General features: G+C 44.2%; 10 protein-coding genes. 3 read left to right on the top strand and 7 right to left on the bottom strand.

Going from position 1 to position 11,808, the window contains the following annotated elements; translation table 11 throughout:
• Positions 1 to 135: 135 nt before the first annotated feature.
• On the bottom strand, positions 136 to 1,245 hold the full coding sequence (gene alr, locus A3K91_RS07380; RefSeq protein WP_062844682.1) for an alanine racemase: 1,110 nt from the start codon (positions 1,243 to 1,245) through the stop codon (positions 136 to 138).
• 189 nt (positions 1,246 to 1,434) lie between these two features.
• A complete protein-coding gene (dnaB, locus tag A3K91_RS07375; RefSeq protein WP_062844681.1) occupies positions 1,435 to 2,838 on the bottom strand; it encodes a replicative DNA helicase in 1,404 nt (467 codons plus the stop codon).
• 285 nt (positions 2,839 to 3,123) lie between these two features.
• Between dnaB and pdxA the strand changes: the two genes are divergently transcribed.
• A complete protein-coding gene (gene pdxA / locus A3K91_RS07370; RefSeq protein ID WP_062845924.1) occupies positions 3,124 to 4,233 on the top strand; it encodes a 4-hydroxythreonine-4-phosphate dehydrogenase PdxA in 1,110 nt (369 codons plus the stop codon).
• Between the two features lie 474 nt (positions 4,234 to 4,707).
• Here pdxA and A3K91_RS07365 read toward each other — a convergent pair whose 3' ends face one another.
• Positions 4,708 to 5,592, bottom strand: a complete 885-nt coding sequence (locus tag A3K91_RS07365) for a LysR family transcriptional regulator (RefSeq protein WP_062844680.1) — start codon at positions 5,590 to 5,592, stop codon at positions 4,708 to 4,710.
• A 108-nt stretch (positions 5,593 to 5,700) separates the two neighbouring features.
• Between A3K91_RS07365 and A3K91_RS07360 the strand changes: the two genes are divergently transcribed.
• Complete coding sequence (locus A3K91_RS07360) at positions 5,701 to 6,798, top strand: NADH:flavin oxidoreductase (protein WP_062844679.1); 1,098 nt, start codon at positions 5,701 to 5,703, stop codon at positions 6,796 to 6,798.
• A gap of 264 nt (positions 6,799 to 7,062) precedes the next feature.
• On the opposite strand, the gene A3K91_RS07355 is transcribed toward A3K91_RS07360, so the two are convergent.
• Positions 7,063 to 7,911: an EamA family transporter gene (locus tag A3K91_RS07355; RefSeq protein WP_228139831.1), complete on the bottom strand. Its 849-nt coding sequence runs from the start codon at positions 7,909 to 7,911 to the stop codon at positions 7,063 to 7,065.
• Between the two features lie 164 nt (positions 7,912 to 8,075).
• Here A3K91_RS07355 and A3K91_RS07350 point away from each other — a divergent pair, with 164 nt between their 5' ends.
• A complete protein-coding gene (locus A3K91_RS07350; RefSeq protein ID WP_062844677.1) occupies positions 8,076 to 8,543 on the top strand; it encodes an Lrp/AsnC family transcriptional regulator in 468 nt (155 codons plus the stop codon).
• A gap of 302 nt (positions 8,544 to 8,845) precedes the next feature.
• Here the strand turns inward: A3K91_RS07350 and A3K91_RS07345 are convergent, their stop codons facing one another.
• The 3 genes from A3K91_RS07345 to A3K91_RS07335 all read right to left on the bottom strand — a co-directional run bounded on the left by A3K91_RS07345 (position 8,846) and on the right by A3K91_RS07335 (position 11,711).
• Entirely contained in the window at positions 8,846 to 9,703 is an 858-nt protein-coding gene (locus A3K91_RS07345) for an SMP-30/gluconolactonase/LRE family protein (RefSeq protein ID WP_062844676.1), read from the bottom strand.
• A 125-nt stretch (positions 9,704 to 9,828) separates the two neighbouring features.
• Positions 9,829 to 10,302 (bottom strand): DMT family transporter, encoded by a 474-nt coding sequence (locus A3K91_RS07340; protein WP_062844675.1) that lies wholly within the window; start codon positions 10,300 to 10,302, stop codon positions 9,829 to 9,831.
• Between the two features lie 11 nt (positions 10,303 to 10,313).
• Positions 10,314 to 11,711 carry an amidohydrolase family protein gene (locus A3K91_RS07335; RefSeq protein ID WP_062844674.1) on the bottom strand — a complete coding sequence of 466 codons (1,398 nt, stop codon included), beginning with the start codon at positions 11,709 to 11,711 and terminating at the stop codon, positions 10,314 to 10,316.
• Positions 11,712 to 11,808 lie beyond the last annotated feature (97 nt).

Genomic DNA, 11,808 nt, shown 5'->3' with positions numbered 1-11,808 from the left:
GCATCGCATTAGTGCATATGCTGGGGTGACAACAAACTTTTAGTATAGCGTAATTACTTCCAATGTAAATGTTCAATTTACGCTGAATGATAAGTCACTTAAGTAGACCATTCATTTGTCATTTCCTTGCGACCATTATGCTTGTATGCGTCTTGGTCGCATTGTTACACGGCACAATAACTCATAGCTGATGGTGTCAGCATGTACGGCTACTTCATCAATGTGCGGCGCATCTCCCCACAGCAATACCTGACTATCTAACAAATGGGCGTCCTCTGGTACAGTGCTGACATCAATGACGATCATGTCCATGGCCACACGTCCAATCACAGCGCACCGGTAGCTTTGGTTATTTGTACTATCAATAACAGACACATAAGCATCGTCACTGACCACACGTGGATACCCATCTCCATAGCCCACGCTTACTAGCGCTGTTCTAGTATCTTGCTGTGCCACCCAGCGACTACCATAACCTATTGCATCATTGGCATTGACAGTTTGCAGCGCTATGATTTGGGCACTAAAACTCATAGCAGGTTGTAAGTCTAATTCTTGCACGCTTTTATCAATGACGGGTGAGCTGCCATATAAGATGATACCCGGACGTACCCAATCATGATGATGCTCTGAAAAATTGACGGTACCAGCTGAGTTGCATAATGAGCCTTTAATATCAGCACTAATGCTCTCTCGTAAAGCATTTAGGACATCGGTAAAACGCTGTATTTGTAACGCATTTAGCGGATGGTCGCGGTTATCAGCATTGGCAAAATGCGTGGTCAATATCAGCTGGTATCCTGCTTCATGCAGACGCTTAGCTGCTGCCATAACCCCTTCGGCATTGAAACCTAAGCGGTTCATGCCAGTATTGTATTTTAGCCACACCACTCTGGTCGCGCTTTCAACTGGCGGGATATTGTCCAATGCCCACGTCAGTTGCGGTACATGATGAATCACGCAGCTGATGTCATGTTCAATCGCCTGCTGCCACTCATCGGCGGTAAACGCCCCTTCTACCAAACCAATGGTTTTGTTCCAGCCCAATTGTCTCGCTTCTAACGCCTCGGTAAAGGTAGCAACGCCAATACCATCTGCTTGCGTTAACGCTGGTAGTACTGCTGCCACCCCGTGACCATAGGCATTGGATTTAACCATTGCAAGGACTTTAGATTGTGGCGCCAGTTTTTTGACCTGATTGAGGTTGTGAGTAATGGCTTTTGGTTTGATGGTAATGGTACGCATAATCACCTTCTTTATTAGCAAAATGTCGAAATTAGCAGAGCTATGGAATGATAGTAGGAAAGCATAAAGCCAGTGGCGCATCAATCATGTTGATGCACCACTGGCTGTGTTTATAACTTATGTCTTATAGATGTTCTTGGCTACAATCAGACGAGAGTGTTGCCGCTGACTAGGTATATATTGAGCATATTATTCATCATTCTCAAAACTAACACCTTGATAATATTCTGGTGTCAGATTGATGAAGCGCGTGAATTGCCCCTCAAAACCCAATCGCACGGTACCAATCGGGCCGTTACGCTGTTTACCAATGATGATTTCAGCCACCCCTTTGTGGTCGGAGTTCTCATTATAAACCTCATCACGATAGATGAACATAATCAAATCGGCATCCTGCTCAATCGCACCAGATTCTCGCAGATCCGACATGATAGGGCGTTTATTCGGACGGTTTTCTAGACTACGGTTAAGCTGAGATAGGGCAATAACGGGACATTCAAGCTCACGTGCCAGCGCTTTTAAACTACGAGAAATCTCAGAGATCTCGCCCACACGGTTGCCGTCTAGACTTGGTACTTTCATCAACTGTAGATAATCGACGACGATAGCGCCCAAACGTCCATCATGGTTTTTGGCGATACGTCGGCAGCGAGAGCGCATCTCAGATGGCGGCAGTGCCGTACTATCATCAATGTATAAATGCTTAGATTGCAAATGTTGAATGGCATTCATCATTTTTGCCCATTCATCCTCGTTCATTTGCCCAGAGCGCAGATGCGTCTGGTTAATCGCCCCCCATGAGGACAGCAAACGCATGACGATGGATTCGGCTGGCATTTCCATCGAAAATACCACGACCGGCAGATCTTCATTGAATAAAACACCTTCTGCTAAGTTCATGGCAAAAGTGGTTTTACCCATAGAAGGACGGGCAGCCACAATGATCAAATCACCTGCTTGCAAACCTTGTGTTTTGTTGTTCAATTCGACAAATGGCGTTTGTAGACCAATCATGCCATCAGGGTTTGATTTTAGCTCTTGTATTTTATCAATAACGTTGGTCAGTACAGAGGTGATCCCAACAGGCCCACGCTGCTCAGCACGTTTGTTGTGCTGCTCATTAATGCTAAATATCTTGCCCTCAACACTGTCTAAAATATCGCTGACGGTTTGATCTTTTGGGTTATAAGCAAGCGTTAGCATCTCATTGCCCGTAGTAATGAGCTGGCGTAGTGTTGATAGCTCACGTACACGCTGAGCATAAGCGGTCAGGTTAAACAACGTCGCAGGACTTTGGCTCAAAATATCTGCCAAATAACTGTCACCGCCAGCACCTTTTAAGAGTTTCTGTGCTTCTAACCAGTCATGCACCATGACCGTATCATAAGGTTCATTGACGGCTGCAAGGTGAGCAATGGCATCGAAAATATACTGATGTCGCCCTGCATAAAAGTCATCTTTGGTGACGATATCGGCAATCTTGTCGTACGCCTCTTCAATACTCATCAAAGACGCAAGTAATGCCTTTTCGATATCGATATTATGTGGCGGTGTCTGATTGAGTAGTTCGTCGGTTTTTTCGGTGTCTGCCATGAGTGCCTAATGTGTTAAAAGTCGGTATAAAACAGGTTTGTGACTAGAATGGGTCGATAATAGCGCACAACCCACAAGTTTGATTATTACAACAGAAGTATCAAAATGGAGTCTCAGCATGCCTGAGTAAATGCTACAATCAGAAGCGAAATTCTATCACATTATAAACATCTTGATGGTTCTGATGACAAAATTCTCTGGATTTGGTGTCGTCAAATAATGGCTCAAAGCAGTAGACATGACAATGATACTACGACTAAAAATACAATAAAATCGGTGACTTATATGAAAAAAAAACATAATGATAGTCAGGAAAAACGACCGCTCTTGTTGACCACAGGTGAACCTGCTGGTATTGGTATGGATGTTGTGTTGCTACTGGCAGCTGAAAATAAGTTGCAAGATTTTTTGCGTCCAATATGGGTCACTGCTGATGCGAACGCCATGGAAAAGCGTGCGGACGCACTTATCGCTGCTGGTGTGCTCAAAATCTGTCCTACTTGGCAAACCTTTGATATAGATGATTTAAAAGAGGAAGCTTTAACAAAGCAGATATCGCAACAAAGCACTGATACTGACCAGGCTTTTGTGCTACTCAATATACCTTGTGACGCGCCTGTAACGTCTGGGCAAATTAATATTGATAACTCAGCGATGGTGGCAAAACAATTAGAGATTGCGCATAAGCTTGCGACAAATCAAACTGTGGCGGCAATTGTCACAGGACCATTACAAAAATCAGCGTTGATAGATGCGGGTATCAAACTGCCGGATGGCACGATGTTTAGCGGTCATACCGAGTTTTTTATGCAGCAAAGCGGCTGTGAAAAAGTGGTCATGATGCTGGCCAATCAAGCCATGAAAGTCGCGCTTGTGACTACCCATTTACCGCTCAAAGACATTCCTGCTGCTATCACTGCAGAAAACGTACGCCAAACGGTACAAATTGTCATCGATGACTTGCGTGAAAAATTTGGCTTGACGCAGCCACGCATTTTGGTCTGCGGTCTCAATCCACATGCAGGCGAGGGCGGTCATCTGGGGAGTGAGGAGATTGAGATTATCAATCCTGTGCTACGTGAGTTTATCAATGCTGGCGTAGATATATCAGAGGCAATGCCTGCTGATACCTTATTTACGTCCAGACACTTGGCAAACTGTGATACAGTGATTGCTATGTATCATGATCAAGGATTGCCTGTACTCAAGTCGCATGGATTTGGCGATACGGTCAACTTAACCTTAGGTCTGCCTTATATCCGCACCTCGGTCGATCATGGCACGGCGCTTGATTTGGCAGGACGTGGCGGTGCGAGTGCCACCAGCTTATACCAAGCATTAATAATGGCAAATGAGATGGCAGACAGATCTATTGTCAATATACCTCTTGCATAAGTTGGTCGGTGCCTTAGCAAGGTTTGTTTCGCAGGATTAGACAATACTGGTATCAGCAATTCCCATTTATAAATTATCAAACGTGACCTAATATAGGTGGTTTCTTATGGCAGTATATTTTGAGTAGTCTATTAATAGGTTTGAAGGGGCGAAATGTCTAGTTCCCTTGGGGTATACCTATGGCGAACCATTCAGGGATCTTAACTGGTTCGGTTTCCTAGTTAGGACTTGAAATTTTTGCTATAAGCTAATGATTGCGAAGGCTTTGCTCACTGAAATAGTCAAATTGTACGAGGCGGTGTACCTGCCGTACATATTTTATTCATGACCGATGCGCTATACAGGCATCAAATTATTCATGTTGTATAAGGATTGTATGATTACTAACTCGATTAGACAGTAAGTAAGAAATTCAGCTAATCATCCTAATCAAATTAGTACGTGCTCGTTCATCTTCTATGATTACAGTAAATGCTACTGCATCTGACTCCACATCTCATGTTTAAGTGCCTCTAAAAAGACAGTAACCCTGACTGGTAAATACTTGGTTGTTGGAAAAACAGCCCAGACAGCCAGATTCTGCGGACTGACGTCCTCAAGTTGTAATGATACCAGCTCTCCTGACCTTAACTCTTCACGAACATCCCACTCTGTCAGCTGTGCAAGCCCAGCGCCAGATTTACACAGCGTTCTAACACCTTCAACATGGCTACTACTAAAGCGACCATCAATAGTGACACTGGTTGGCTGGCCATCTGTCATAAAAGTCCATTGAAAAACACTCGTTAAGCGAAGGCAGCTGTGATTTGCAAGATCTGCCATACATTTTGGAGTACCACAGCGCTGTAAATATTCGGGAGAGGCACATAATACACGCTGATTATCGGATAACTTATGTGCGATAAGCCGTGAATCACGCAGTGGCGCGATGCGAATAGCCACATCAAAACCTAGTCCTACAATATCAGTGATGTTATCACTAAGATGCAGCTCAACATTCAAATCGGGATTGTCATCCAACAGCGTAGAAAGCACTGGCATAATGGTTCGTCGCCCAAACCCTGAAGGCGACGTAATGCGAAGCTGACCCACTGCACCTTTTCTTTCTGGAGAAAATAGACTGAGTGCGCCACGTTCGGCTTCTGCCATCGCTTGAGCATACGGAAGAAACTCTTCGCCTTCATCAGTCAGCGCCACAGCTCTCGTGGTGCGATGCAATAGACGCTTACCAAGCTCTTTCTCAAGAGAAGCCAAACGACGAGAAATCGTCATCGGTGTGGTATTTAGCCGTCTAGCAGTTTGTGTGAGGCTATGAGTCTGTGATGTCATCAGAAAAGCATTAATATCTTTTAAATTCATTTATAACGAAATCCGTTATACAGGCGTATCGTCTTAGCCTGTTTTTAAGCGGGTGTACACCTATTATAATCATTTTATAAACTAATAACTGAAAAAAGGATTCTTATTATGTCTGACTTACTTGCTTTTAAATCCGGTCGTATCAATCAGCTTGCCCTTGAAAATCGCCTGGTAGTTGCCCCAATGACGCGTATATCAGCTTCTAAGACTGGTGTGCCTGGTGAGAGGATGCAGCGTTATTACACGCGTTTTGCTAAAGGAGGCTTTGGCGCAGTGATTACTGAAGGTATTTATATTGACGATGAGTGGTCACAGACTTATGACTGTCAGGCTGGCCTTATCAATGATGAGCAAGTGCAAGGATGGCGTACGATCACTGAAAGCTTGCACATGAACGGAAGTAAAGTTATCGCTCAGATTCAACATTCTGGTGCACTTTCTCAAGGAAATATCTACCGTTCGCATACAGTCGCGCCTTCTGCCATTCAACCGAAAGGTAAGCAGCTAGAATTTTATCACGGTAAAGGTGATTACAATGTGCCATTAGAATTGTCAGAAAACAATATTCAGGACATTATCCGCAGTTTCGCAGTGGCGGCATCACGCGCTGTCAATGAAGCTGGATTTGATGGCGTTGAGATTCATGGTGCCAACGGCTATCTACTTGACCAGTTCTTCACGGACTATACCAATCAACGCAGTGACCACTGGGGAGGTGATATTGCTTCACGCTTATCACTGATTCTTGAGGTCATTCAGGCTGTACGTCAGTCTGTTGGACCAAGTGCTGTTGTGGGTATTCGAATTTCACAGGCAAAAGTGAATGACTTCCACCATAAATGGAAAGAAGGAAAAGAAGGCGCTGAAAAAGTATTTTCACTTTTGGCTATCTCAGGTGTGGATTATGTTCACATTACAGAGTACGAGGCTTGGCGACCGGCATTTGAAGATAGTCCGTACTCACTGGTAGAAATTGCTCGTAACGTAGCACCTAAACTGATTATTATAGCCAATGGCGGTACGGATGATGCGGAAAAGGCAGATAAGGTACTAAAACTAGGCGCAGATTATATCGCTATCGGCAAAAGCGCTCTTGCAAATCCTGACTGGCCTGAGAGAGTTAAAAGTGGCAAAACGCTACGTGAGTTTGATAGTGGTATTCTTGCACCCTTCGCTGATGTCAAAGAAAGCGAACTGGCTCAATAGAAAATAATAAGGCCCTGACGGGCCTTTCGATTTAATGAAATAGTTCTATTAGTGTATACGTTAGTTACATCATCCGTTTAAGCTTGATTAGAGCAGTTGAGCTAAAGTTGCGCGTAAAATATTGTCATGACATGAATTTAGAAGATCAGCACATCCGTGAGTAGCTACACCGTACTATCCATGATTATAAAGGCACTGAAGGGTATGAGAGAGGTTAAAGTCAGACTTTTTGGACAGCACTTTCTTAACTGCTTCGGACGGAATCTACCCTCCAGGTAACTTTCTATAGGTTGGCTTAATTGATGTATACGCAGGTAAGGTTGCTCCAATACAAGCGACACTAATGGCTAAAATCCCCGTCCATTGAATGGAACTTAACGCTTCACCTAGTATTATCCAACCAGCTATTGCACTAACCGCTGGTGAAGCACTCATTAATATACCAAAGAGGCTTTTTGGCAGTCTTTTGAGCGCATACATATCTAGCAGAAACGGTAAAGCACTCGATAAAATCGCAATAATTAATCCTACGGCTAAAATTTCAGGCTTGAGCAGAGCTAGACCAGCCTGAGTAAAACCAATAGGGACAACAAATATAGAAGCGATACTTACTCCTATTGCTACTCCGTTGGCTCCTAAATTAGAAACTTTGCTGGCACAACTGATATAAATACCCCAGCTAATAGCCGCTAAAGCAGCATAGAAAACGCCCATCGCATTCAGGGTAAAACCAGACTGTCCGTATGGCAGCAGAAATACGCCGATTAAAGCAATTAGCACCCACATAACATCTGACTTGCGCTTTTTTGAAAGTAACGCCGCACCCAATGGACCAAGTACTTCTATCGATATCGCTATGCCAATGGGAATATAAAGAAAGGCACGGTAAATCAGAATGTTCATTATTCCAATCATTGCTCCATACATGACTATACTGGGCCAGTATGAACGTTCAACCTTCAATGACCAAGGTCGAAACATTAGGCAGAGAATCAGCGCGGTGATACCAATGCGCAATGCCGCAACACCTTCAGGGCCAACCGAAGGAAAAATAGTCTTGGCAAATGCTGCGCCAATCTGTAGAGACATTAGAGACGCAAACGCTGCTGTCATGGACAATCTAGATATAGGTTGCATCGTACTGTGTAATCCTTATGAAAGTGCAAATCTTCTAGAAAGGTATTTTACAGTAAGAGCATTAACGAAATCGTTTGTTATCACTAGCCTATTAGCAATATACTAGACGTATCCGTCAATAAAATAGAGAATAGTAGAGAATGAGTGCAAAGAAGCTAGATAGAATAGATAAAAAAATTCTAAAAGCACTAGTTGAGGATGGCAGAAAATCTACCATCGAAGTGGCAGACCAAGTCGGGCTTTCTGCAACCGCTTGTGGTAGACGTATCCGTCAATTAGAAGATGATGGATTCATTACTGGATACTCAGCAAATATTAGTCCTAAAGAATTGGGACTTAATATATGTGTTCTTATTACCGTTAAGTTGAATAGACACACTCCTGACGGCCATGAACAATTCATTCATGAGATTGAAAGTCATCCTGAAGTATCTGAGTTTCTACTGGTCGCTGGAAACTACGATTATTTGCTGCGAGTGTGGGTTGCGGATACAGATGCACTAACTCTCTTTGTCGCAAACGTGCTCCAAGGGATACCATCTGTATTAGAGACATCCACGATGTTGGTTTTAAAACAAAGTGGCGATTTAGTAAATTTACCTTGGTAAGAGAATGTAGGACAAAATGGAGATAATATCTAGTGAGTTATGTTGAAAAAATGGTATAAATTAACTTAGGACATTTTAAAAAAATCATCCATTGTGTCGGTCTTACGATCATTAAGTCCTTACCTGCCATTAGCAGTTCGATGCCTGTATAGGGAACCGAACATATCCTGATAAACTTTTTATTGAATAAACATACTATTTTGAGAATAGGTTTAGAGACTGAACTGCATTGGAATTGTCAAAGGCTTAACATATCGAGAGACTATAATGATCTCAAAATATTCGAAATGCTCGCGTTAATTTTACAATCGCCCTGCGAACTTGACTTCAGGAAGTCCTGTGTAAGCAAGTATTTCCGACTTCATTAGCGCACCATCACTATCTGTCGGTGTATCTAGGCCCACTTTAGCACTTGTGCAATAAAGCGTTTCATAACTGGGTCCTGCAAATACTGGACAGGTCATTTGAACACTGGATGACTCGATTATACGGTCAATTGTTCCATCTTGTGTATACCGAAAGACTCTGCTACCGCCCCATTCTGCATTCCATAGAAATCCTTCTTCATCAATACCAGAACCATCTGGCGCACCCAGACCGTCGATTTTTGCGAATAAGCGCTGGTTCTGTAGAGAAGGGTAATCACAGCAAAAAATACATCCTTGCATTGAGTCCGCGTAGTACATGGTTGAGCCGTCCAGACTGAAACAGATACTATTGGCGATCGTCACTTCAGGAAGATCTAGTGTCTCTATCTCAAGCGTTACCGCATTGAGCCGGTGGAATCTGCCAACTGGCTGCACTGGGTCACCTGCATACATCGTGCTGAACACAAAGTTGCCCGCACGGTCGCAACGACCGTCATTGATGCGGGTACTAGTTACTCCAGGCGAGGCTGCAATTTTGGTAAAATGACCGTTGGTCAAGTTGTAGTATCCTAGACCAGAGGCCAGTCCCATTAGCAGTACATTTTTATCTGCTGTAAGGGCAAATGAGCCCAGTGATTCAGATAGTGACCAGTGGCGAACATCACCGCTGATAGGATCAAGAGCTCGCAACTGACAGCCTGGAATATCAGTCCAAAACAGCTGATTTGTCCTGTCACACCAGATAGGACACTCACCTAAAAGGCTGATAGTATCGTTTATAGGTTCAAACATAATCATTCCTTAAGTCACATGGAATAAGATAAAAATATCGCATGCAAGGTCATTGAAACTTGCATTCGTTTGATTAAGGACTACTATCGCAGCGTATAAGTAAGCGATGCGACTACTCGTAGCAGTTAGCTAGAGAAAAATGCTGATAATTTGTCATCTAATAAAGCAACAGCTAGGCCTGCTAGCATCACTATCAAGCCACCCAGCTTGATGAGGGAGACTGGTCTCTCAGTAGCTCCCAGCAATCCGAAATGATCGATAAACAATGAGGAGATAATTTGTCCAGCAATAGCGAGCCCGAGCAGTGCTGATAAACCCACTTTGGGTGCCAGCACTACGTAACTGAGCAGTGCACTCGCCCCTAGCAGGCCACCGAGTAGACTCCACCAAGGCTGGGCAGGAATCGCTATTAGTGAAGCGACTATTCCGCCTCGAATTAAGGAATAAATACCAAGACACAGCGCACCAGCAGTAAAGGAGAATAACGCTGCCGCTACAGAATCGCCTCCAACGCCTTTAGCCAGTTGGGCGTTCAGCGTGGTCTGCAAGGTAATCCCCAAACCCGCACAGAGTGCCATGAGATAATATATTAAATTCATCTTGCGCTTCCTTACTGAGCTGATTCAAGCGGCAAAAACGCCTCAGCAAAGATGTCAGGCACGTAACCTGCGGCAGCAAAAAGATGCTCACGAGACTCATCGATTGCCGCACGCAGACGCACATTATCCACGCCTAGCACTTTGCCACCACGTTTGACAATGCGTCCGCCAATCATGACCGTATCAATATTGCTACGGTCAGCTGCATGTACCACGGTGCTAAAGGCATTGCCTGATGGATAAAGATTCATGTCCTCAGCATTGATAAGGACAATGTCGGCCTGTTTTCCTGGTGTTAGGCTACCGATTTTATCCTGCAACCCTGCACAGACGGCACCGTCAATCGTGGCCGCTTTGAGTAGACTATTAGACTGTAACGTCAGTGGATGCTGTTCTGATCCGCAGCAATTCTTATGTTGCATGCCCGTGGCGCGCTGTGAATAAAAGGCGACTTTCATTTCCATAAACATATCGCCGCTATAGGATGTTTCATTATCCACGCTAAGCCCTGGGCTAATACCGTGGCGTAAGGCGGCCTGCATAGCAAACACGCCATCTTCGATACCGTAGTGCGCATCTGAACGTGGACATACATTCACTCGAACGCCAGCCTCACGTAAAATCTCCCAGCCAGAATCCGGAAGCGCCGTACAGTGGTTAAAGATATTATCAGGGCCCAGCAGTCCCTTTTGATGTAGTCCTTCGAGCTCATCTGCCATTTCTCCACCGAAAAACTCAGTGATAATCGGCACATTTAATCGACGAGCTTCAGCCCATAGTTCAGGTTCCAGCTGTGCCATGATCGCGAGCGAAATTAGGCTATTTTCTCCATCTTTAAAGTATTTCTCTTGAAGACGTTCAATATTACCCGGCCAATGGGCAGTGTCCCATTCTCCACTTACGGGCGCGCCAGTGGCATGGATGGAGCGAATACCTGAATCAAGTAGCGCTTCGATGGCAGCATCGGAATGTGCACCTGTACGGCTGTTGTGTGAGTTATCGATAACGGTAGTGATACCTGCATCGATGCAGCTCAGTACGGTCATTAAGTTGCCGATATACATGTCAGAGGGACGATAATATTTGGCAAAAGAAAAGTGCGTGGCATGGCTATAGTCTTCAAGCGTTTCGGCATGTGAATTGAGACGGCGCATTTGTCCTTCCCAAGAGTGGCGATGCGAATCGACCATGCCGGGCATGGCAATCATGCCAGATGCGTCAATAATATTGGCATCATCAGCCTCGATATTTTCATTGATCTGTATTATCGTGCTGCCTTCGATAAGAATATCGGCACTCACCAAATTACCGACATCATTATCCATACTAAGCACAGTAGCACCACGGATAAGCGTTCGAGTTGCCTCTGACTCAGTATTTTGTACGATATTGCGATTATAGTCAGTCATGTTAGGTTTACCTTTTTATCATGTTGTGAAGAGATGATACGCAGAGTGACACGTCTGAAAAAGAGGGTTAAACTGTTTTCATTATCCCGTAATCACG

Origin of the sequence: Psychrobacter alimentarius (assembly GCF_001606025.1) — a bacterium.
Lineage (GTDB): Bacteria > Pseudomonadota > Gammaproteobacteria > Pseudomonadales > Moraxellaceae > Psychrobacter > Psychrobacter alimentarius.
Note: the sequence above shows the minus strand (reverse complement) of the source record. Positions and strands in the feature narration are given on the sequence as shown.